Genomic DNA, 20344 nt, shown 5'->3' with positions numbered 1-20344 from the left:
GATGCAAGAATTTCGCACGTCGAAATCACGCCATCGAATCCTGCGGCAGATGATCGTCTTCGTCTGCTGACCGGCGCGCACCGCGCCGTCACCTTCTCAACGCGATCGCACCGCCAGCCAGGGCGCCGACACCGGTGCTGCAACGCGCTGGGCGTGCGCCTGCGCCGCTCTCTCCCTGCACCTGGATCTGCCCATGAACACCCCACCCACGACGCGCCTCGCCCTGGCCATCATCGCGGCCATCACCACACCTGCGTACGCCGCAGAAACGCACGACGCCGCGCACGACACGCCCACCACGCTCAACGCCCTGCAGGTCATCGCCACACCGCGCGGTGCGGCCGTGGCACCGACCCAGGTGGTTGGTCCCAACCGCTACATCATCAAGGCCGAAGACCTCGACGCTATGGTCACCGGCAGCAACGGCCTGGCCATGCTCAAGCAGGTGCCGGGCGCGAGCTACACCGCCACCGACGGGCTGGGCCTGGATATCTCGGCCACCAGCCTGTTCGTGCGCGGCTTCCGCATGAATGAAATGGGCATCACCTTCGAAGGCGTGCCGCTGAACGACAACGGCTTCCTCTCGCTCACCGGCACCAGCGTGGTGAACGTGGGCGTGCCCGACGGCATCGGCGCGATCACGGTGAGCCCCGGTGGCGCACCGGTCAGCGTGTTCTCCAGCAGCGTCAATGGCGGCAGCCTGGAGTACCGCCTGCGCGAGCTGCAGGACACGCCCAGTCTGCGCGTGAAGCAGGGCGTGGGCAGCAACAACACGCTGGTCACCACCGTGTCCGGGCAGAGCGGCCAGCTCGGCGAGCAGGGCCCGAAAGTGCTGGTCGACCTGCAGCGCGTGTCCGCCGACAAGTACCAGGGCGAGGGCACGCAGAACTTCCTGCGTGGCGACCTGAAGCTGCAGCAGGATGTCGCCTGGGGCGATGTCAACGTATTCCTGTCCGACAGCAAGGCCAAGGTCTGGGGCTACAACAACATTTCCTTCGACATGATCCGCAAGCTGGGCTGGAAGGCCGACATCTTCTATCCCGATTACGCATGGGCGTGGTACGTGGCCTTGCCGGAGAATGCAGACAATTCCTGCGGCGCCTACACCTGCGGCGAGCTGTCCGAACTGATTCCGTACGACACCGGCCAGATCACCCGCGACCGCGTGTCATCGATCAACCATCGCTTCCAGATCACCCCGGCGCTGAGTGGCAACGTGCAGCTGTACAACGCCAACAGCCACACCCAGGCCACGCTGACCGACCCGACCGTGCCATCGCCCAACGGTGCGCCGTTCTCCGAACAGGTGCAGACGCCGCGCCTCAACCGGCTGGGTGGCATGGTCAACCTGCAGTTCGAGATCGGCGCGCACACCTTCACCGCCGGCTTCTGGCAGGAGAAGAGCAAGGCTGCGGCCAAGACCGAGTGGTACCAGCAGCCACTGCTGGGCGAGGGCCCGCCGCTGAGGGCCACCGGTCCGTTCGATGTGTACGGTCCCGCGTTCAAGACCGACAACGCATCGAGCTGGGTGACCCGCTCGCGCCAGTTCTACCTGCAGGACGACATCGTGTTGAACGACACGCTGAAGCTGGGCGTTGGTTTCAAGGCCGTGGACTTCCGCACCCGCGGCGGCGGCCTCGGCGATGCCAAGGACCGGCCGGTGAACGGCACGCTGCGCGCGAAGAGCAACTTCCTGCCGCATGTCTCGCTGTTCTGGAGCCCGACCGAATCCACCGATGCCTTCATCGACCTGGCCAATACCATGAACGGATATCGCGTGGCCCAGCGCGGCAACATCGGCTACACCGCCTCGGCGTGGACCATCACCGACCAGGAAGAGTTCGACCGCGTAGCGGGTACCCTGCGTCCGGAAAAGAACTGGAACCTCACCGTGGGTGCATCGCATCGCTTCGACCGGCTGACGATCACCGGCGACGTGTTCTACAACGACATCCGCAACCGCCTGCTGTCGGCTGCCATCGGCACCCAGTTCGCACAGATCAACACCGTGCGGTTGATGCCGAAGATGCACGTGATCGGTGCCGACCTCGGCATCACCGCCGACCTGACCGACCACCTGCAGTTCTACCAGGGCGTGGCCGTGGCCCGTTCGTACTATGACAGCGATTTCGTGGTGGATGACACGGTGTACCCGATCAAGGGCAACGCCCAGCCGGGCTACCCGCAGATCTCGCTGGTCAGCGACCTGTCCGCCCACTTCGGTGACTGGCGCTTTGGTGCAACCAGCACCTCGTACCTGCGCCAGCCCTTCACCTACGAGAACGACATCCGCGTGCCCACGTTCTGGCAGGTCAACACCTATGCTGCGTATCGATTCGGTGCGGACAGCCCAGTGCCCGGGCTGGAGCTGCGGCTGGACGTGAGCAACCTGTTCAACCGCCACAACATCGGCACCGCCACCATCGCCGGCTCGTCGTTCTCGGGGGATTACCAGACCCTGCAGCGCAGCGCGCCACGGCAGCTGATGTTCAGTACCTCGATGGCGTTCTGAGGCGACGAGGGCGGGGTCAGAGCCCTTTGCTGCGCAAAGGGATCCGACCCCGCAGCCATCCCGTGATCGGGGGTCAGATCCCTTTGCACGGCAAAGGGCTCTGACCCCGAAGCCCGCCCGGAAGCCCGCCTTGCGCAATCAACAGGGATTTTCTGGCGGCGACGCAAGGTTCCCACAATGCTGCTGGGTCATCCTGTGCGCATGGCACAGCAGACCCCGCCAACCCTGTTGTTCGGCATCCGAGGCCCAGGACGGCCCCGGCAGGCGCCGTCCGTGGCGCCTGTGATCGACCTGCAGGCCGAGTACCACTTCTGGCACGTCTACGAACGCGTGGTCCGCCCGCTACCCGGCGGTGGGCTGCCGCAGGCCTGGCTGGTGTGCCAGAAGGTGTATCGCGACCGCTGGCAGCACCCGCACGACAGCGACGCGGCGGGACTGTCGCGGGTGCTGTTCGGCGACAACATGACGGCTGGCCGGGCGTCGGAGCTGGCGGAGCTCCATGCGCTGGTCAGCCGTCGGGTGGCGTCGCTGGCGAGGCGGGGACGGGTGCATTCGGCAGCCTGATGCCTGCCCTTGGTGGGGTCGACTGTTAGTCGACCGCTCTTCGCATCTACCTCTCAGAAGGCCGCGCTTCGCGCGAGAGTCGACCAACGGTCGACTCTACCAATAGCCAACCCGACCGGCATTTCTAAGGCTTTCCCCGGTCCAACTGCCGATAGCCGATCGCCTCAGCCAGATGCGCGGTCTGGATGTCCTCGCAACCCGCCAGATCCGCAATCGTGCGCGCCACCCGCAGAATCCGGTGCATCGCCCGCGCCGACAGCTGCAGGCGCTCGATGGCCTGTTCCAGCATGTCCTGATCTGCCTCGCTCAGTCGGGTACAGGCCCGCAGCGCCGCCGGCGGCAGATGCGCATTGAGCCCGCCACGCACCTGCTGCCGCGCATGTGCGGCTTCCACCCGTGCACGTACCGCGGCACTGGGCTCACCCAGCGGCGTGCTTTCCCGTAGCTCCACCGCATCCATGCGCGCAACGCTGATATGCAGGTCGATGCGGTCCAGCAGCGGGCCGGACACGCGTGCGCGGTAGCGGTTGATGCGCTCATCACTGCACAGGCAGCGGTTGCTGCGGTCACCGGCCCAGCCGCAGGGGCAGGGATTCATCGCCGCCACCAGCTGGAATCGCGCCGGATACTGCACGCTGCGTGCCGCGCGGGCGATGCGGATGTGGCCGGATTCCAGCGGCTCGCGCAGGGTCTCCAGCGCGCTGCGGTTCCACTCTGGAAGCTCATCCAGGAACAGCACGCCGTGATGGGCCAGCGAGATCTCGCCGGGGCAGGGCGGGTTGCCGCCGCCCACCAGCGCCGCCGCACTGGCACTGTGATGTGGCGCCCGAAAGGGGCGCTGCCGCCATCGTCTTGGGTCCAGTCCTTCGCCACTCACCGATGCAATCGCGGCCAGCTGCAGCGCCTCACCCTCCTCTGTATCCGGCAACAGGCTGGGTAGGCGCGAGGCCAACAGCGTCTTGCCGCAGCCAGGGCTGCCGATCAACAGCAGATGGTGCCCACCGGCCGCAGCCACTTCCAACGCGCGCCGTGCATGCGCCTGCCCGCGCACGTCGGCCAGATCGGGCAGTGGCAACGGCGTCGTGTCCACGCGCTCCACGGGTGGCAGCAGGCGCGGATTACCCAGCCCAGCACAGCACTCCAGCAACGTGCGCGCCACGCGCACATCAGCGTGCTCGGCTAGTGCTGCCTCCGCGGCATTACCCGGCGGCACCACCAGAATGCGCCCGGCGTCAGCCGCTGCAATCGCCGCCGGCAGCGCGCCGGCCACTGGCCTCAGCTCGCCGGTCAGGCCCAGCTCGCCCAGGAACTCGTACTGCAGCAGCGACTGCGGATCGACCTGGCCACTGGCCGCCAGAATGCCCAGCGCGATGGCCAGGTCGTAACGCCCGCCTTCCTTGGGCAAGTCGGCGGGCGCCAGGTTCAACGTGATGCGCCGCTGCGGAAAGTCGAAGCGCGCGCAGAGCAGGGCGGCGCGCACGCGCTCGCGCGATTCGCGCACGCTGGTCTCGGCCAGTCCGACAATCTGGGTGGCAGGCAGGCCGCCAGAGAGATGCACCTCCACCCGCACCAGCGGGGCATCGACCCCGGCGCGGGCACGGCTGTGGACCAGCGCCAGGCTCATGTGTGGTTTCCTGCGGAAGGGCGCTTGATGGTGCGGCAGCTAAACTGTGTGGGACTATCGGGGATTGCCGGCAATGCGTCTCGGGGTATTTCTGCCTGCAAAGGGTGCAGCATTCGGATCAAGGGCAGATGTTTCTGTGCAGCGCGGCTCTGCGATGGCGGTCTCGCAGGTCTTGCGTCAGACAAGGCGTACTACAGGGCAGTGAAGGAAAGGAGCGAGCTGAAATGCAGTGCATTCGAGTACTGATGGCCCTCTCGCTCGCCATGGGCCTGCCGGGGTGCCGGGATGAGGTGGAGAGTTCAACGTATCCCATTGGCCAGACGGGAGAGACGTGCACAGCCTACAAGGGCTTCGACCGCCAGCCGCCTGAAGTAGTTGTGGCCGAGCTTGCCAAGCGAGGGTTGGATAGTCGCCGATTGGTGCATAGGACAGTCTGCGGCCCGATCACAAGTTGGGACATTCTCCCCGCAGGGGCGTCGATCGATCGGATACCTCCGCCAGACGCATATGTAAGCGTCCACCTGCTGGAAGACGGCTCGGTTTCCGTCAGTACAGACCGCCCCTGACGTTAGCGCCATCCTTGATGATCGAGCATCGGGCGAACATACAAAATACGGATGGCCTCGCAGGCGGTGCGGGCGGCACCCAGTCAACGCCATGGATTCGCCCCAATACCGTGGCAGAATCGGCGCCAGGCAGACCCACAATGCGACGCAGTGCCCTCCGCCGTCAGTGCCCAGGAGATCCGGTGCGATATTCGATACGTCTCGTTGCCGCGTGCGTCATGTCCGTGGCGGCCTCCGGCTACGCAGGCATTCCCGATGCAGCGGCGCAGGAACCCTACTGGCCGACGCAGGGATGGCGCCATTCCTGGTAACCGGGCGGCGCCTGCGCAGGTTCACTGATGGCGGGCTGGCATGGAGAAATGGAGATAAGAGGAGTGGTAATGGTGCCTGCATCTTTCTCGAGTGCTACCCGGTACGGGGCCGATTCTCAGATGCGAAGCGGTTCCATACGCGCCGCTGCATGCGTTGCCCTCGCTGTTTGGCTTGGTCTGGTTGGCCCGGTCAGCGCGGGCAGCGACGACGGTGATGGTCACAGGATCGAGGCGGGTTCTGCTTCTGCCTCGGCCATCCGCCAAATGAGGGGATGCTATCTTGATGTTGGCCACGTCGATGTGGACCGGGATGTCGTCAAGCGGGTTCGCGAGCTGAAAGCACAGCCGAATGGGGATCGAAGGGCCTTGGTCATGAGCGCCTTGCTTGAATGCTTGTCGAGTCTCGGGAAACGACAGATTGATGAAGCCAGTCCTTCCAGCGTGCAAGAGATCGCTTCTCTGCTAAAGGTGGATGGGGATGTGGGCCGGTTCTACGCCTCCAGAATGCTGGCGATCCTGGGGTGCCGGTCTCGTCCAGTGCTACCTCTTCTGCATGATGCGCTGGACAAGATGCCGTTCATTGAATCCAAGCTCGGCCCAATGGTCCTGTCGCCAGCAGTAAGCCCCCGCGAAGAAGTGGCAAGGGCGATCAGAGTCATTGAAACTGCGCATCCGTGTAGTAGCCAGTGAGAGTTATGTGTTGGCGTCGTCTGCTGGGCCTTGTTTCCTTTGAGAGACCAACGCATGAGCGAACGTATCACCGCCTCGCAGTTGATGGACTCACTGATGTCCGATCCGGAGTTCGTACGGCGGGAGCAGGAAAGAGAGTCGCAACGAATGAAAGCCGCCGGGATCCTCGCGGAAGCGGAGGCCGGACTGGTCCGGGAGCTTCGCGGGGCCGGAATGAACGTCGATTCCGTATGGGATCTTGTGGGCTGGAAGGGTGACAACGATGCGGTCCTGCGTGTGCTTCTCGCGCATGCACCGATCCCGTATCCAGAGCGCGTTCGCGAGGGAATTCTGCGTGCCCTGGCCACACCCGGCGCGCGAACGTGGTGGCCGCACTTGGTTGAAATGTATGAAAGTGACACGCTGGAGCTACCGCCACAGATCGACTATCTGACCGCTGGCGTCCTGTCCGCTGCAGCCGACGACACCGTCATTGATGATGTCATCAGGCTGGCGAGTGATCCCAGCGCTGGCTTCAAGCGTGTGCTACTGCTGCTCGCCCTGAAGAAGTCCCGTAACCCCAAGGCGAAGATGCTGCTGAACGAGCTGCGATCCGACCCTGTGATAGGCAAGGAAGTAAAGCGAATGCGGCGGCTGGAGCGACTGCAATACCGATCGGATGGTCAATGACGGGCAACCTGAGAGCGGCACCAGGACAGCGGCGGAGTAGAAATCGAGTTTTCCACATGTCAGGAGTACCCAGGGAATGTACAGATTCAAGGCCGAAGTCGTTTCCATAGAGGAAGATGACTACTGCATCGTAGTTGGCCTGGCCGACAGCTCAACGAATCCGTCTCGTTACGTGATATTGCAGAACGCGAAGGCGTACGACGATCAGGACGAAGAGCTGGGCATGGCGCACGCCCATATCGAGGTCGGTGGAGGCCTTGAGCCTTGCTATGGCGGTCTGGTGCATATCTCTCTGCGGCGCATGGAGCTTGAGCTGTCTCTCTCCGAAAGTGCACAGAGGAAGCTTGGGATCACTGGTGGGATTGCAGTGACACTGAAAACGTTGGACAACGGCAGCAAGCTGGAGGCCGCGTTGCGGAAAATCTGTGCTGCGGAGAGTATTCCGCTTGATCTGAAATGGTGATACGCCTCTGGAGCCAGTGGGCTATCCGTGCATGAGTCACGAATGTCCCGTGATCATTCCTGCAGATGGATGGACGAAGTTGTCATGAAGACACGCAGACTCATCTTGATTGCGCTGGGTATGTTGCCTGCAGCTGCAGGCTTTCCCGCAGGAGGTCCACGTGTGGACTTTGTATCGAAAGCCTTCCGAGATGGTGGGTTCATGCCCCATGTCTACAGCGAGCGGGATGTCCTGCGCCGCTATGGTCGTGGCGAGATGGTCGTGGACGCCGCAGGACTGATACGGCGCAGGTACCTGGATCCCGCTACCCGCTTGGAGGTGCTGATCACCTCCAACCCTGACATCGCTCCGGAATTCCGAACCATCGATGAAATCCGCGTTTCATCGATCAGCGCGGGGCAACCCGCTGCAGGCAGGACCGAGAGCTTGCGCGGCGTGAAGCTGAAAGGCGTTGCCATGGGTGACCCGGCGCCCAAGGCCGCCAGCGCAGCAGGCGGGTATGGTCAGAGGGACACAGAGCAGGCAACGCTGGGCAGCTTCAAGGTCGAGCGCACCTGTGGATTCTCGGAAAGCGGATCGAACATATGCTTCTACGTTCGGGACGGAAAAGTGGTTGCAATGGCACTTGGGTTCGGCCCCTGACCGGTTGCCGTGCCCCTTGCGGTGCAGGCGCAGCGCAACTGTGAGCGTCAGCCTACGAAGGCACTTCAGCGTTGAAGTCGTTGGTGGGATCGGGCTGGCGGATGCCGGGCGCCCCAAGCAGACACCGTTGCTCATCCAGCACCAGCCCATTGAAGCGCCCAAACCGTGCCTCAACCCACGAAGGCCCCGCGCTTTCCACCAGCGACCGTCCCTGGCTCTGGTGCAGATCCAGCCAGCGCTCGAAGCTGATGCGCAGACGTTCGATGTCCGGCGCCCGCCAGCGTGCATCGGCGGGCATGCGGATCAGCACGCGCGAGGGCGCGTTCTCCACCTCCATCACCAGCACGCCCTTGCATCGGATCTCGAAGGATGTTGCGCTGGCATGGCGCGCGTGCAGTTCAAATCCCTCGTGGGCTTTCGCGCTCACGAAGCCGCGCGCATCACTGTGCAGCAGGCGGTAATCGGCCGGCTGCAGCTTCTGGTAGGCCCACACCTGATCGCCCGCGGGCTCGGGCCACTCCACCCACATCGCTCCGATCACCGCGACGCACACCGCCGCAGCGGCAAGGCCGTGCTTCTTCATTCGTCACCCCGCACACAGGCAGAAAGGTCAGCGCCATAAGCGCGCTCAGTCCTTGGGGCGCATCCGCTCGTGGATGAAGGCGGTCAGCGCCAGATCGGCCATCACCAGCCCCTCCATCACCCGGTCGCCGACGTACTGCTCCGGCTCACCGTTCTGGCGCGTGCGCTCGGCCGCCAGCAGGATCTCCTGCACGATGCGTTGGCCGGTGAGTGCGCAGTCGGCGTCGGACAACTGCATCTGCCGGCTGCGTAGATGGTGCCGCTCGGGCCAGGGTTGGCCATCGGCCGCAGCGCCCGCGCCGATGGCGTGCAGGATGGCGATGAGGCTGTTGGGGTCCAGCGCGGGCGCGGGTGGCGGCGCTTCCTGGATCGGGCGCGGGGGAGGGGAGTGCGGCGTGGTCATGGCGGGCTCCGTGCAAGCAGGCGGAAGCCGCCACCGATAAAGGTGGCGGGCAGAGCGTGGCTCGAAAACCGGTTGCTAGACAAAGCCGGCGGGCACGAGGCCCCCACGCCCCGCCCGCCATAGCCGGCAGACGGATTGCCAGCCGGCACCACGCGAGGTGATGCCGGCTGTCAAGCGCAAACTTACGTCTAGCAATCCGGGTTTTCGAGTCCCGACCACCGATGCACGGTGGCGCAGTAACGATTACCTGCTGTTGTTCGGAATGCCAACGGGTAGGGGTCAATGCCGCCAAAACCCGAGACGTTTTTGGCATTGTCGCATAGCACCGGAAGCGGCGAGAGCCTTGGCGTGCCAAGCGGAACTGCACTTCTGGAACGGAGTCGGCAGAACCTTCGGCCAGAGATGCCAGGCGCGGCAAATGCGACAGCACTCGTCCATGGGACATGCGTGATCGCTCATGCAACCGAACCGCTGCGACACCGGCTGGATGGTTTAAATGACTTCCTGCCTATTGAACCTACCGAGTGCCGCGCGCAATCTGACTACCGCTGTAGTCAATCAAGGCGGTCCTGCCGACAGCAGCAAGGTTCTGCAGCGTTCGACTGGATTCCACCCACTGGCGCAGGCCAAACAAGGACCACTGTACGTGTCACGCCGCAGCCGACTGCTTCTCTGCGCGGGTCTGATCCCGCTTCCGTGGTTCCTGTTCTGGACCAGCGTTGCCGCCGTGTTCGCGCCGGGCTACAACCCACTTGCACAGCACGCCAGCGAGTTGCTGCAGGCGCCAACGCTTGCAAGCATCTGCGGCAGGATCGCGGCTATCGGCTCCGGTATGGGCTTCGTGGCGTTCTCCATCGGGGTATGGCGGGAGTCCGGCCGCCGGATTGCCGTAGGCGCAATCTGCTGGTTGGTCTTTGGCATTTCCATGCTGACCAACGGGCTCTGGCCCATGGGCCATCCGATGCACGGCTTCTACACCATCGGTATCGCAAACATCATTGCACCGGCGATGTCGCACATCGAATTGAGCGCGTGGTCTGCCAACCGAAGGGCGTACGCCGTGACCGCTGTGGTGAGCATCGGGGGCATCGTCTATCTCTGGTTGAACGTGGTGGGGGCGGATCCGGAGGGGTTCAGGGGGCTGACCCAGCGCGTGTTCTCGTCGATCAACTCGCTGTGGCCGTTCCTGGTTGCGCTGTATCTGCTGCGAAGGGATTCAAGCGCGCTGAAGGCGGAGCCGGCGCATTGATGGAAGGGTATGTTGCACTTGGGCGATGATTGAGCGTGCGGAGTTGAGAGCAAGATGAGAATTTTTCGCCGCCAGCTGATCTACGTCCAAGTGCACCAGGACCATTTTATTGCGCGCCTGGTCGGTGGAGACAGGACCATCCGCCGCCAGTGTCACGCCCTTGGCAATCGCGCGGGTCCGATCAATGACTTTTCGAATATCCGGCCCCTGCTCAAGGCGATCTTCTCGGAACTCATGCCTGGGTTCTCTCTCGTCAAGCCGTGGGGGATTCTGCACTTTGATCCGGTTGAGTACCCGGTCACGAAGGAAGAACTGGCCGGGTTCCAGAAGACTGCCATGCGAAGTGGTGTGAGCTTTTGTTTTCTCTCCACGTGGGAGCAGCGGCATGAAGACAAGGATCTGTTGGAGATGTTCAAGTAGGGTTCGGCCCGATATTCGTTCTATACCACGCAGATTCGTGGGCCGGTTCGAGGCATTGCGAGGGTCCGCTCTTGGCCGAAAGCAGCCCCGATTCTCCGCCATCGTTCTCGCAGACGCTGAAGGTTGAAATCTGGGACTGATTGCTTCCCTCGCCAATCGGGATTTCGCCCTGCCAACGATTGATACCACCAAAATTCAGTAACGGCATCCTAATCATGGAGCCTAGAAACTCCTCAGAGGGCGGTACCCACCTCCGTCAATCGGTGGGTCTTCTGTGTCTCAGGTCCTACGGTGCAACCGACTTGATGCTCTGCGTCGGGAGGGCTTCTAATACAACACCCTTTGGGAAGATGCGTCGGCCGGCTCTCTGCGGCTTCTGGCCTCCCGACTTCCTGTCGCTGTCCGTCCGGGTTGACGGCGTAAGGTTGAGCCCCCCATTACTCCTAGACGAAACCCGAAGCCCGAATAACGGTTCTAAGTCACTGATTAGACGTAGCATTTCGACCAAAGCTATCGCAGTCTTTGGCGAATTCGCAGACACGCCCGATACTAGGGCTTTCAGACGACGGAAGCGCCAATGACCTCGCCGCTTTATGACTTGGACGAGCTAGTGCTCCAGTGCAGAAATGAGCGTGCACGCAACTACATTCGGGAAGCAGTGTCCAGCTACAGAGCTGGGGCATTTCGAGCGGCTATCGTCTCAACATGGATCGCAGTCTGCTTTGACATCATGCAAAAGTTTCACGAGCTTGCCATCGCCGGCGATGCTGCTGCGGGAAAAGAAGCGGAAGCCCTTGAGCGAATCAGGGCCAACGGCGACGTGACCGCAGCTATGCGGTTCGAAAAGGACCTCCTCAACAAAGCAAAGTCGCCCTTCGAGCTCGTGAACAACCTAGAATACATAGACCTCACGCGGCTCTACGACGACAGAAACCGTTGCGCTCATCCCTCGTTCGTCGCGGACGGGGAAGCCTACTCTCCTCCTGGAGAACTCGCACGCTTACATATCAGAAACGCTGTAACGGTGCTTCTTATGCACCCTCCAGCGCAGGGGAAATATGCCCTGGACCGGCTGCTAACCGATGTTAGGTCGCAGCTGTTTCCAAGGAAGGTAGACGAAGCACAAGCGTGGCTGGCTAACGGCGCCATGCGCAGGCCTCGTGATTCGCTTACACGCAACTTCGTGGCCGTGCTTATTAAGGATTATCTGATCGGCGAAGCTGACTACCCTGAAAAATCGCGCTACTCATCCGCGCTAAAGGCGGTACGCAACTTACATCATCAACAATGGAATGAAGCTGTCCGAGCACACTGCTCGCCCGTGATCCGGCAGCTCGACGACACCAAACTAAGAGTTGTCGTCGAATTCTTCTCGATTTGCAATGAGGCGTGGAGTCTCGTAGAAGCTGACGTCTCACAGCGGGTATTAAGCTTCATCAGAGAACTTCCCTCTGATAAGTTCGACGTCATTGAGAACGCCCTGTCCTTCGATGCCTTTGCCAAAGAAGCAAAGAAGCGAATTGCGAGATCGACCGTCGACGAGATCGAGAACGTCTTTTGGTTTGACATACCTGCTTCAGTGGCCGATCGCCTCATTGACATCTACCTGCGATCCCGCTCTTTCTCAGAGGCAAATAAAACTGGTCGATTACTTACAGTATATGCATCTGAGCTCTCCGTTGAGCATGCGCAGCGAATAATCACAGGGTCGGCAGCCAATGAGGAGATCGTCGGGAGCTTTGATTTTCCCGGTCTTCTCAACGCGCTCCACAAGAAGACAAAAGGCGTGCGAGAGCTAGGAGATTTCGTCACTTTACTCAATGATTCAGGGCTTGGCGGGTTCGCTGATGACATCCCGCCCTGATCCAGTGAGTTCAACTCTGATTTGCAACTGGTTGATTGCAATTCTCGACGATTCCCGCTTCTGGCCGGAAGCAGACATCAGTACTGCGCCGGCGCTTGGCCCTGTGCTATTCTCCGCTTTCGACCCAAAGCGGGCATTTGCACCCCTGCTTGCTGCGGTCGTCGAGCCTACCGCTGGGTCCGGTTTACGTTGGCTTGTTAATCGGACTCAGGCACCCCAAGATCACGCCGTATCAAGGGAGAAGTCCCCCATACGGTGCTTTGTGCGTAAGTCGTATAATCGGACCCAAGGGTCCGTCTACTAGGTGGTTGGGCCGCTGTGCAAAGTGAACGGTCAATCGGAACCTTTCGAGCTGAAGTTGCTGGTAACGAGCGGGAAGTTGAAGTGATTGTGTCGAGGTGCGCATCGACATTCTCGCTTGGCCGCGATGACTTTCACGTTTCTGTCAGGCTCTCAACCCTTGACTATTCGGCGTCTCTCGCTGAGCCGCAAGAACGTAGCCTTCCTTACATCAGGGGCTGGCTGAATTCTTCGCGGTGCGTGATCCAGCTAGAGAATATTGAGAGAGCATGCATCACCAGAGGACAACGATTCACGGAGAGGGTCCTCTTGGCCCTTGTTGCTCTAGCGCCGGAGGCTCACCAGGTTCGCATCGCCAATGTTACCCACCGTGTAACGCAAGATGTTCTTCGTACTGCTCTGGGTCCGGACAGACGTAAAGTAGTTCCTGCTGGGTCACTTCGTGGCCCATTACTCCAGTCACTTTTCAGTATCGGCTGCACAGCAGTCCAAGCCGAACGGGAGGGGGCGTCCTACTACCATGCGCTGGGCTTGCTCGGTGCGTGCCCTAACAGGTCATTCAAACCGAATCCGCTTCGCGGCTCGGCTTAATTCTGGCGTTAGGACTCAATCACAGGGGATCGCAAAGTGTCAGAAGCAACGGCCATATCTTATACCGTGTCGCGCGGCAACGAGCCGGGCGCTGTTCTCACTCCGCACCTGCATGAGGATGGTAAGTACGTAGCGAGCATGAGTCGGTTCGAGCAGGACTACGTTCGTGTTGAGTCGATTCGGGAGCTTGGCATTCTTGCTCAACACGGCTTCAGCGTCCGCATGAGCAGTCCCACCAGCGCCAGTCATCGGGCACCAAGTCTGATTTCGCCTGGTTCGCTGCAAATCGTTTTCCGGAGGGGCGTTGAGGCCTAACAATTCATTCAAGCCGAACCGGCTTCGCCGGTTGGCTCAACTCAGGCGTTAGGCCCGTGCCGGAGGCCACTGTGGAACATAACTTCGAAAGGCTGAAAGCCCACATACTTCCGCTGTCACGCTCGGGCTTATTCGAGGTAGCTCGCACCGAGTGGGACTTGGTGAGTGTGGAGATCACGGAAGAGTTCGATCACTGCCCTTGCGGCCAAGAAATAAAAGAGCATTGCTACATAACAAATCGCATCACAGGCAAGTCGACTTACGTTGGCAACGTTTGCATCAATCGCTTTATTGGCATTGATACGGGCAACCTGTTCGATGGCCTGAAACGCATCGCAAAAGACCCGTATGCCAACGCTAACCTCGACGTCATCGAGCATGGGCGCAAGATGGGGTACATCTATGACACTGAATATGAATTCTTGGTCAGTACGCGCCTCAAGCGGAAGCTGTCGGAAAAACAGCTTGAATGGAAGCGCAAGATCAATCGCCGCATCACCCAACAGATCTCGGTGCAACGTCGCACACGCACCTAACAGTTCGTTCAAGGCGGACGACCCATATGGGCAGCCGCTTAACTCCAGCGTTAGGGCGCACAATCGGAGCCTCATGAACCCACGCGACGTAAGAAGTACGCAGGCGACTCCTGCACCCGACTTGACGAATTGCTCGCGGAGAATTCGAGGCCGCAGATCTAACAATTTGTTCAAGCCGATGCCGCTTCGCGGAACGGCTTAAGTCAGGCGTTGAACGTTCGCTACTGGCCGAAAGCTGACAGAGCAGAACGCACGCAACTGAAATCCAATGACCATATTCCATCACTCCCTGGTAGCCCTCCGGCTCTTCGGGGATGACCTCAATCCAGCCGAGATCACTGCTTTGCTGGGCGCGAATCCAACCGCCGCGCATCACAAGGGCCAGGAACTCAGAGGCAACCCATCAGGCACCGTGCGTATCGCCAGGACTGGCAGCTGGCAACTTGATGCGGAGCGTCGTGAGCCTGAAGATCTGGACGCTCAGATCTTCGAAATCCTCGATCAGCTCACCGGCGATCTCGCCGTATGGCAGTCTCTGGCACGCTTCCGACCTGATCTGTTCTGCGGTCTTTTCATGGGCAGCAGCAACGGTGGTGTCTCGCTTTCGCCTCGCGCGCTGCTCGCCTTGGGTGAGCGCGGCATTGAGCTCGGGCTGGACATCTATGAAGCCGATGAAGAGGTGTGCAACGCCCAACGCCAGTAGGTCATCAATTGATGATCTCCCCACTCCCCGAAGCAACAAACGCCTTCAACTGCCGGACGAACTCCGCGTCATACAGCTCCCACTCCACAATCTCCCCCACAATCCGCAACGGCTGCGTACTCCGATACGACCGCGTCGGGTTCCCGGGAAACTTCTTGTTGGTCACATTCGGATCGTCCTCAAACGGCCCGGTCGGCTCCACCACATACACGCGCGGCCGCCCCTCACCGCGGGCCATCTCCGCAGCCAGCCCAGCGCCCTTGGCAATGGTGGTGAAGTAGATGTGGTTCATCACCACGCTGTCGCGATAGTTGGAGCGGAAGCCCGCACTCAGCAGCTCGCCCACCGCCAGATCAGCGCGGGTGCCGTGATAGAACGGCCCTGCGACCTGGTCGCAGGTGTCATGCGAAATGGGTGTCCAATCGGTGTCCTGCGCCATCGCTGCTGCCCCTCTCTGTGCTGCCGGATCGACAGGCCGGCGAGTCTAGGGCGCCCGGTGGGCCTTGCTGCAAGGCCCCATCCGGGAAATAATCTGTAAACGGGAGGCGCGGTGCGCCTCCTTTTTTTTCATTCTGCGGCGCCGCGCCCTTCCAGCTCGCGCACGGCGGTTTCCAGTGCGTCCAGCTTCTGTCGGGTCTTCAGCAGCACGGCGCGCTGCACTTCGAACTCTTCGCGGGTGACCAGGTCCAGCTTGGCCAGGCCGGCCTGCAGTGCGCTCTTGAAGGTGGCCTGCAGTTCCTCGCGCGATTCGCGCAGGCCCGGGGGCACCAGGTCGCTGAGGCGACGGGCGAGGTCATCGATTTGATTCAGGTCGATCATGAGGTGCTCCGTGGGGGGGGCCGTGCATCCGGCGCGGGCAGGCCATTCGGGCACAAGGATACTGCTGGCACCCACTGCCCGGACAGGCCGCAGCGGCTTCGCACGGGCAGCGTTCAGGCGCTATCCTCCACGCCGGAAGACAGGAGATAGACGATGAAGATGGTCATGGCGGTGATCAAGCCGTTCAAGCTCGACGACGTGCGCGAAGCGCTGGCCGAGCGTGGGGTTACCGGGATCACGGTGACGGAAGTGAAGGGCTTTGGTCGCCAGAAGGGCCATACCGAGCTGTACCGCGGCGCGGAGTATGTGGTCGATTTCCTGCCGAAGGTGAAGCTGGAAGTGGCGGTGACCGATGACCAGGTGGAGGCGGTGGTTGAGGCCATCGTGAAGGCCGCCGGCACCGGCAAGATCGGTGACGGCAAGGTGTTCGTGTACGACCTGGGCAGCGTGGTGCGTATTCGTACCGGTGAACTGGACGCGGACGCGTTGTAAGTAGGGGTGGGGGCGGCCGACTGCAGCGCGGGGGGGGGCTGGACCGCTGCGCAGTCTGGGCGACGGGATGCTTGACCCCTTTGTTGTTGAGTCGAGCAAGCTCGAGTCTACAGCCGGGATCGGGCGGCGCGAACACCCGTATGCGATGAAGAGCCCTCCCGGTGTGATCAGCCCGGCGGAATGAGGGGTGACGACCGCCACTCCGGCAGACCGAGCGCACGGCGGGTGCGCGTCACGATGGCGGCGATCTCTGCCTCGAAGCCGCCATCAGGTTGCAGCAGCGGCATGAGTTCGGCACAGCGTTGCTTCAGCACATCGACCCATGGCGCTGGGTGGGTCTCCGTAGCGGCCAGTGCGAAGTGCCTGCGACCCTCGTCGTAAGCGCCCGCCAGCCCGGCGGTGATGCCGGCATGGATGTGTTCGCGGATGCCCGGATTGGGGTGACGGCTCATTAATGTACGCACGTGCCCCGGGGTGGGAAAGCGATCACGCAGGGCCAGTACCTCGGCTGCGGCCTGCTTGGCCAGTGCCTGCGCGACCGAGGCAAAGCTCACGGCATCGGTGAAGCGCTCGAATCCGGCGACGCGGCCGCCCTCATCGAAGGACAGGTAGTCCTTTTCTTCCCAGAGCCAGCAGGCGCCGACATTGAGATAGCTGCCCCTGTCCCATGCCGAAGGCTGGAATTCGACCACCCCGACCCACCAGCCCTGGTCGTCAAGCCAAGTGCGCGAACGGCCTTTCTGCACGCAGCCCAAGGGGCGCAGTATGGATCTTGCGGCTGCAGTCAGCAGGTGGGTGTGTTCAGGTGTCGGCATCCCCAGCGTCCTTGCGAGTGGCGTGCCGACGAGTATCGCAGAGCACATCGGGCGTGTGGCCCGGGGCAAATGCAGGGGCAAACAGAAGTCGCGCAAGCAATGCAGGGCGAACAGCGCTTACCGGCGCTTCGCCCACTTGTAGAACCGCTTCCAGCCCTGCCGCACCGCGGCCACCCAGCCCGGGTCGGCCACCAGCGCAGCCTGCGCGGCACTCGGAGCCTGGCCGGTTACGCGCTGGCGGATCTTCAGCAGGTTCTTCATGTCGCTGCGGCGCATCTGCCGGCTCAGTGGATTGCGGCGCAGCCAGCGCGGGGCGCGCCAGGCGGAGGTGAAGTCCAGCAGCACCGGCACGCCGCCGCTGACCACCACGTTGGTGCCATGCAGGTCGTTGTGGGTGATGCCGGCGGCGTGCAGGCGGCTGAGCGCGTGCTGCAGCTGCTCGAACACTTCATTGCCCACGGCCTGCGCGGTGCTCAGGGTCTGGCCCGGGATGAACTCCATGCCCAGTGCCAGGCCACCGAGGGTGCCGAGCAGCGCGGGGGCATGCTTCCAGCCGCCGAGGCGCTGCAGCATGCGGGCTTCCCGGCGCACCATCAGTCGCGCGATCAGCGAAACGGGAGTGCCGCGGTAGCGGGAATAGTCCTTGATGACCGCCTCGCGCCCGTCCAGGCAGGTGCGGTAGACGTCGGGGGCCAGGAAACGCTCGCCGCGCTTGAGCAGCAGCGGGGAGGCGGCGTCATCGCCGCAGGAGGAGGGGGGCAGGGCAGGAAGATGCATGTCGGGGTCTCGGACGACCCGGTGGGTGGCGCAAAGCGTCAAGCGAACCGGTGTTACAGGAAGTTACTAAGTTTTCGTTAATTTTAGTACTCGCCAGTTCGCTATTCCACGACTTGTCGGAGAAATGTCGGGGCCGTGGCTGGAACAGTTCGTCGCGCAGAATCGGACAATTCTGTCTCACTTATTCCGGTTGGCCTTTAGTATCAACCGCTTGCGCGCTCAGCCCTGCGCCTCGTCCACAACCGGCTGAACGCGGCGCACGGGCAACTTGACCCCGGCGCACGGCCTGCCGACCATAAGCTGTTAACCCGCGACATCGGCGGCCGCCCCCCTCCGGCACGTCCCCGTCCCCTGCCGCGTTCCCCATCGGTGCTGGCCGCCTGGCCGTGCATCGCCCCGTTTCCCGTTCCGGCCGCGGCTGGAGGAAAGTGCTTTGATCATCAAAATCGTCATTGCAGCGCTGTTCGTGGCCTGCGTGCTGTACATCCACTTCCGTGGCAAGGTCCGCGCGCGCTGGTCGCGCCAGCTGCTGGACCACTCCAGTTTCATGGCCCCGATCAACGTGGTCATGTACCTGTTCTCGAAGGTGCCGACCACGCCGTTCCTGGACCCGGGCAAGGAGTTCCCGCAGCTGGAGCCGCTGCGCCAGAACTGGCAGATGATCCGCGACGAGGCGCTGGCGCTGCGCGACGCGCAGAAGATCGCCGCCTCCAGCACGTTCAACGATGCCGGCTTCAATTCGTTCTTCCGTCGTGGCTGGAAGCGCTTCTACCTGAAGTGGTACGGCCCGTCGCACCCGTCGGCGAAGACGCTGTGCCCGAAGACCACGGCGCTGATCGAGTCGATCCCGGATGTGCGTGCGGCAATGTTCGCGCAGCTGCCGCCGGGCAGTGAGCTGCGCCCGCACCGCGACCCGTTCGCCGGCTCGCTGCGCCTGCACCTGGGCCTGAGCACGCCCAACGACGATGCCTGCTACATCGAAGTGGACGGCATCAAGAAGAGCTGGCGCGACGGCGAGTGGATGATGTTCGACGAGACCTACATCCACCATGCACACAACGAGACGCAGCAGGACCGCGTGATCCTGTTCTGCGACATCGCCCGCCCGCTGCGCTTCGGCTTGCCGGGGCTGTTCAACCGCGCGGTGGCGGCCACGCTGCTGGCCGGCGGCGCCTCGCCGAACCTGCCGGGTGACCCGACCGGTGGCGTCAACAAGGCATTCGGCAGCGTCTACAAGGTGCGCCTGAAGGCCAAGGCACTGCGCGAGCGCAGCGTGGTGGCCTACCAGCTGATCAAGTGGGGCCTGGTGGTGGCGGTGATCGCCGGTATCTGGGCGCTTTGATCGTTACATGAGGTTGCCGGCCAGCGGCCGGCACTACCGGAACATGAAAAAACCCGCGTTGTCGCCAGCGCGGGTTTTTCTTTTGCCTTGGTGGGTGCCGACCGTCGGTCGGCACGCCTTACTTCAATGCAGCCTGCACGAACGGCGGGGTCACCAGCACGCCGGTGTGCAGCGCGGCGGTGTAGTACAGGGTGTTGAAGGTCTTGGCGGCCGAGTCAGCCTGGCGGAAGTCGAAGCTGCTGTCGCCCTTGCGCGCCATGGTCACGCTCCACCAGCCGGTGGGGTAGCACGGCTGCGGGAACGGCAGGGTCTTGAACGAACCGAAGCCGGCCTTGCCCATCTCGGTGCGCATTTCGTTGATCAGCTCCAGCTGCATCAGCGGCGACTCGGACTGCTGCACCAGGATGCCGTCGTCCTTCAGGGCCTTGAAGCAGCTCTCGTAGAAGGCCTTGTTGAACAGGCCTTCACCCGGGCCGACCGGGTCGGTCGAGTCCACGATCACCACGTCCACGCTGCCGGCCGGGCAGTTGGCCATGTAGGCCACGCCGTCGTCGAACAGCAGCTCGGCGCGGGCGTCGTCGTTGGAGTCGCACAGTTCCGGGAAGTGCTTGCGCGCCATCACGGTGACCTGCTCGTCGATATCGCACTGGGTCACGCTCTCAACGCCGGTGTGCTTGAGCACTTCGCGCAGGGTGCCGCAGTCGCCGCCACCGATGATCACCACGCGCTTGGGCGCGGCGTGGGTGAACAGCACCGGGTGGCTGATCATCTCGTGGTAGAAGAAGTTGTCCTTGCTGGTCAGCATGATGGCCCCGTCGATGGTCATCAGGTTGCCCCAGTCGGTGGTCTGGAAGATCTCGATCTTCTGGAACGGCGACTGCACCTCGTCCAGCTTGCCGGTGATGCGGTAGCCGATGGCCGAGCCGGTGCGCTCGAAGTGTTCGATGTACCAGTTGTTGCTGTCAGTCATTGGAAAACGGTCCTGTTCGGAGGGGTGGAGCCGGGCTGGCGGGCGGGGCCGCGTGGCACAGATGCCACATCCGGACGGATCGGCCCGTTCAGGTTGGAACCTGTCACGGGCGCGGGCGCGCATGA

General features: G+C 62.4%; 21 protein-coding genes. 13 read left to right on the top strand and 8 right to left on the bottom strand.

Annotated elements, in window-relative coordinates:
- Positions 1-193: 193 nt before the first annotated feature.
- Together AC10QF_RS03650 and AC10QF_RS03645 are read left to right on the top strand one after the other, a co-directional pair.
- The gene (locus AC10QF_RS03650) at positions 194-2512 is read left to right on the top strand and encodes a TonB-dependent receptor (RefSeq protein WP_494541751.1); all 2319 of its coding nucleotides are present in this window, start codon (positions 194-196) and stop codon (positions 2510-2512) included.
- 177 nt (positions 2513-2689) lie between these two features.
- The gene (locus AC10QF_RS03645) at positions 2690-3076 is read left to right on the top strand and encodes a hypothetical protein (RefSeq protein ID WP_111178082.1); all 387 of its coding nucleotides are present in this window, start codon (positions 2690-2692) and stop codon (positions 3074-3076) included.
- A 124-nt stretch (positions 3077-3200) separates the two neighbouring features.
- Here AC10QF_RS03645 and AC10QF_RS03640 read toward each other — a convergent pair whose 3' ends face one another.
- Entirely contained in the window at positions 3201-4700 is a 1500-nt protein-coding gene (locus AC10QF_RS03640) for a YifB family Mg chelatase-like AAA ATPase (RefSeq protein WP_494541750.1), read from the bottom strand.
- A gap of 997 nt (positions 4701-5697) precedes the next feature.
- Between AC10QF_RS03640 and AC10QF_RS03635 the strand changes: the two genes are divergently transcribed.
- The 4 genes from AC10QF_RS03635 (at position 5698) to AC10QF_RS03620 (ending at position 8041) form a co-directional block, all read left to right on the top strand.
- The gene (locus AC10QF_RS03635) at positions 5698-6267 is read left to right on the top strand and encodes a hypothetical protein (protein ID WP_146257508.1); all 570 of its coding nucleotides are present in this window, start codon (positions 5698-5700) and stop codon (positions 6265-6267) included.
- Positions 6268-6321: 54 nt separating this feature from the next.
- Positions 6322-6936 (top strand): hypothetical protein, encoded by a 615-nt coding sequence (locus tag AC10QF_RS03630; protein ID WP_494541749.1) that lies wholly within the window; start codon positions 6322-6324, stop codon positions 6934-6936.
- A 76-nt stretch (positions 6937-7012) separates the two neighbouring features.
- Positions 7013-7399, top strand: a complete 387-nt coding sequence (locus AC10QF_RS03625) for an Imm10 family immunity protein (RefSeq protein ID WP_494541748.1) — start codon at positions 7013-7015, stop codon at positions 7397-7399.
- 69 nt (positions 7400-7468) lie between these two features.
- Entirely contained in the window at positions 7469-8041 is a 573-nt protein-coding gene (locus AC10QF_RS03620; RefSeq protein ID WP_222523823.1) for a hypothetical protein, read from the top strand.
- A gap of 52 nt (positions 8042-8093) precedes the next feature.
- Here the strand turns inward: AC10QF_RS03620 and AC10QF_RS03615 are convergent, their stop codons facing one another.
- Together AC10QF_RS03615 and AC10QF_RS03610 are read right to left on the bottom strand one after the other, a co-directional pair.
- Positions 8094-8624: a cold-shock protein gene (locus AC10QF_RS03615; RefSeq protein WP_494541747.1), complete on the bottom strand. Its 531-nt coding sequence runs from the start codon at positions 8622-8624 to the stop codon at positions 8094-8096.
- Positions 8625-8669: 45 nt separating this feature from the next.
- The gene (locus AC10QF_RS03610; protein WP_329847074.1) at positions 8670-9026 is read right to left on the bottom strand and encodes a hypothetical protein; all 357 of its coding nucleotides are present in this window, start codon (positions 9024-9026) and stop codon (positions 8670-8672) included.
- A gap of 646 nt (positions 9027-9672) precedes the next feature.
- On the opposite strand from AC10QF_RS03610, the gene AC10QF_RS03605 reads away from it, so the two are divergent.
- The 5 genes from AC10QF_RS03605 (at position 9673) to AC10QF_RS03585 (ending at position 15004) form a co-directional block, all read left to right on the top strand.
- Positions 9673-10275 (top strand): DUF998 domain-containing protein, encoded by a 603-nt coding sequence (locus AC10QF_RS03605; RefSeq protein WP_494541819.1) that lies wholly within the window; start codon positions 9673-9675, stop codon positions 10273-10275.
- A gap of 54 nt (positions 10276-10329) precedes the next feature.
- Entirely contained in the window at positions 10330-10695 is a 366-nt protein-coding gene (locus AC10QF_RS03600; RefSeq protein ID WP_494541746.1) for a hypothetical protein, read from the top strand.
- Between the two features lie 577 nt (positions 10696-11272).
- Positions 11273-12559, top strand: coding sequence for a hypothetical protein (locus AC10QF_RS03595; RefSeq protein ID WP_494541745.1), 1287 nt, complete (start codon positions 11273-11275; stop codon positions 12557-12559).
- Between the two features lie 1277 nt (positions 12560-13836).
- Positions 13837-14301, top strand: coding sequence for a hypothetical protein (locus AC10QF_RS03590; RefSeq protein WP_164262924.1), 465 nt, complete (start codon positions 13837-13839; stop codon positions 14299-14301).
- 268 nt (positions 14302-14569) lie between these two features.
- The gene (locus AC10QF_RS03585; RefSeq protein WP_494541744.1) at positions 14570-15004 is read left to right on the top strand and encodes a DUF4279 domain-containing protein; all 435 of its coding nucleotides are present in this window, start codon (positions 14570-14572) and stop codon (positions 15002-15004) included.
- Positions 15005-15008: 4 nt separating this feature from the next.
- On the opposite strand, the gene arr is transcribed toward AC10QF_RS03585, so the two are convergent.
- Positions 15009-15443, bottom strand: a complete 435-nt coding sequence (arr, locus tag AC10QF_RS03580) for an NAD(+)--rifampin ADP-ribosyltransferase (RefSeq protein WP_494541743.1) — start codon at positions 15441-15443, stop codon at positions 15009-15011.
- Between the two features lie 128 nt (positions 15444-15571).
- Positions 15572-15823 (bottom strand): ubiquinone biosynthesis accessory factor UbiK, encoded by a 252-nt coding sequence (gene ubiK / locus AC10QF_RS03575; protein WP_005419983.1) that lies wholly within the window; start codon positions 15821-15823, stop codon positions 15572-15574.
- 153 nt (positions 15824-15976) lie between these two features.
- On the opposite strand from ubiK, the gene AC10QF_RS03570 reads away from it, so the two are divergent.
- Positions 15977-16315, top strand: coding sequence for a P-II family nitrogen regulator (locus AC10QF_RS03570; RefSeq protein WP_005411374.1), 339 nt, complete (start codon positions 15977-15979; stop codon positions 16313-16315).
- A 167-nt stretch (positions 16316-16482) separates the two neighbouring features.
- Here AC10QF_RS03570 and AC10QF_RS03565 read toward each other — a convergent pair whose 3' ends face one another.
- Together AC10QF_RS03565 and AC10QF_RS03560 are read right to left on the bottom strand one after the other, a co-directional pair.
- Positions 16483-17130, bottom strand: a complete 648-nt coding sequence (locus tag AC10QF_RS03565) for a hypothetical protein (RefSeq protein WP_240431559.1) — start codon at positions 17128-17130, stop codon at positions 16483-16485.
- Between the two features lie 117 nt (positions 17131-17247).
- The gene (locus tag AC10QF_RS03560; protein ID WP_005419978.1) at positions 17248-17907 is read right to left on the bottom strand and encodes an RIO1 family regulatory kinase/ATPase domain-containing protein; all 660 of its coding nucleotides are present in this window, start codon (positions 17905-17907) and stop codon (positions 17248-17250) included.
- A gap of 436 nt (positions 17908-18343) precedes the next feature.
- Here AC10QF_RS03560 and AC10QF_RS03555 point away from each other — a divergent pair, with 436 nt between their 5' ends.
- Entirely contained in the window at positions 18344-19249 is a 906-nt protein-coding gene (locus AC10QF_RS03555; protein WP_175421911.1) for an aspartyl/asparaginyl beta-hydroxylase domain-containing protein, read from the top strand.
- Positions 19250-19367: 118 nt separating this feature from the next.
- Here AC10QF_RS03555 and speE read toward each other — a convergent pair whose 3' ends face one another.
- The gene (speE, locus tag AC10QF_RS03550) at positions 19368-20219 is read right to left on the bottom strand and encodes a polyamine aminopropyltransferase (protein WP_005411371.1); all 852 of its coding nucleotides are present in this window, start codon (positions 20217-20219) and stop codon (positions 19368-19370) included.
- Positions 20220-20344 lie beyond the last annotated feature (125 nt).

The organism is Stenotrophomonas maltophilia complex sp. Om-AH-Sm3, from assembly GCF_059337855.1.
This window is presented reverse-complemented; position numbering and strand designations above follow the sequence as displayed.

Bases quoted from the DNA above. Each gene is read 5' to 3' on its own strand.
- AC10QF_RS03650 (WP_494541751.1), top strand. From the start codon at position 194: ATGAACACCCCACCCACGACGCGCCTCGCCCTGGCCATCATCGCGGCC.
- AC10QF_RS03645 (WP_111178082.1), top strand. From the start codon at position 2,690: ATGCTGCTGGGTCATCCTGTGCGCATGGCACAGCAGACCCCGCCAACC.
- AC10QF_RS03640 (WP_494541750.1), bottom strand. From the start codon at position 4,700: ATGAGCCTGGCGCTGGTCCACAGCCGTGCCCGCGCCGGGGTCGATGCC.
- AC10QF_RS03635 (WP_146257508.1), top strand. From the start codon at position 5,698: ATGCGAAGCGGTTCCATACGCGCCGCTGCATGCGTTGCCCTCGCTGTT.
- AC10QF_RS03630 (WP_494541749.1), top strand. From the start codon at position 6,322: ATGAGCGAACGTATCACCGCCTCGCAGTTGATGGACTCACTGATGTCC.
- AC10QF_RS03625 (WP_494541748.1), top strand. From the start codon at position 7,013: ATGTACAGATTCAAGGCCGAAGTCGTTTCCATAGAGGAAGATGACTAC.
- AC10QF_RS03620 (WP_222523823.1), top strand. From the start codon at position 7,469: ATGGACGAAGTTGTCATGAAGACACGCAGACTCATCTTGATTGCGCTG.
- AC10QF_RS03615 (WP_494541747.1), bottom strand. From the start codon at position 8,624: ATGAAGAAGCACGGCCTTGCCGCTGCGGCGGTGTGCGTCGCGGTGATC.
- AC10QF_RS03610 (WP_329847074.1), bottom strand. From the start codon at position 9,026: ATGACCACGCCGCACTCCCCTCCCCCGCGCCCGATCCAGGAAGCGCCG.
- AC10QF_RS03600 (WP_494541746.1), top strand. From the start codon at position 10,330: ATGAGAATTTTTCGCCGCCAGCTGATCTACGTCCAAGTGCACCAGGAC.
- AC10QF_RS03595 (WP_494541745.1), top strand. From the start codon at position 11,273: ATGACCTCGCCGCTTTATGACTTGGACGAGCTAGTGCTCCAGTGCAGA.
- AC10QF_RS03585 (WP_494541744.1), top strand. From the start codon at position 14,570: ATGACCATATTCCATCACTCCCTGGTAGCCCTCCGGCTCTTCGGGGAT.
- arr (WP_494541743.1), bottom strand. From the start codon at position 15,443: ATGGCGCAGGACACCGATTGGACACCCATTTCGCATGACACCTGCGAC.
- ubiK (WP_005419983.1), bottom strand. From the start codon at position 15,823: ATGATCGACCTGAATCAAATCGATGACCTCGCCCGTCGCCTCAGCGAC.
- AC10QF_RS03570 (WP_005411374.1), top strand. From the start codon at position 15,977: ATGAAGATGGTCATGGCGGTGATCAAGCCGTTCAAGCTCGACGACGTG.
- AC10QF_RS03565 (WP_240431559.1), bottom strand. From the start codon at position 17,130: ATGCCGACACCTGAACACACCCACCTGCTGACTGCAGCCGCAAGATCC.
- AC10QF_RS03560 (WP_005419978.1), bottom strand. From the start codon at position 17,907: ATGCATCTTCCTGCCCTGCCCCCCTCCTCCTGCGGCGATGACGCCGCC.
- speE (WP_005411371.1), bottom strand. From the start codon at position 20,219: ATGACTGACAGCAACAACTGGTACATCGAACACTTCGAGCGCACCGGC.